Source organism: Streptomyces chisholmiae (genome assembly GCF_031845445.1).
In the GTDB taxonomy this organism is placed as follows: Bacteria; Actinomycetota; Actinomycetes; order Streptomycetales; family Streptomycetaceae; genus Streptomyces; species Streptomyces chisholmiae.
This window is the reverse complement of the sequence record NZ_JAVREO010000299.1, coordinates 1-392: the sequence shown is the minus strand read 5'-3', so window position 1 is coordinate 392 and position 392 is coordinate 1. Positions and strand designations below refer to the sequence as shown.

At 69.9% G+C, this 392-nt stretch carries 1 protein-coding gene; it reads right to left on the bottom strand.

Annotated features, from left to right (window positions below; translation table 11 throughout):
* Positions 1–342 (bottom strand): nitronate monooxygenase (locus RM844_RS33285; RefSeq protein ID WP_311671148.1); only part of this gene is annotated, 342 nt, incomplete at its 3' end.
* Between the last annotated feature and the right edge of the window lie 50 nt (positions 343–392).

The following is a 392-nucleotide window of genomic DNA, read 5'->3' as shown; positions in this document are numbered from 1 at the left end:
ACCCTGAGCGGCGCACCGATCGCGGATCCGAGCACGGCAGTCTCGCTGCCGTCCATGGAGGCAATGCGCGCGCGAGCGCTGTCCGGCAGCGGGGACTCGCGCGTCAGCAGCAGCTGGCTGTCGAGCAGGACACCGGCAGCGCCAGCCACGTACGCCGCCGCTGCCGTGTGCAGGCCGATCCCGCCGGGCCCACACCGGGGCTGAGACACCGTCGAGCAGCCGCTGTAACAGGACGAAAGAACCTTCCTCCCCGATCCACCCGCCGGTCTCGTAGCCCTTCGCAATGACCGCGTCGGCGCCGGCCGCCTCTGCTGCGTTGGCTTCGTCGAGCTTCGTCGCGATCGCGTACGCCTTGAGTCTCTCGGCGTGAACCCGCTCGATGAGTTCGCCGA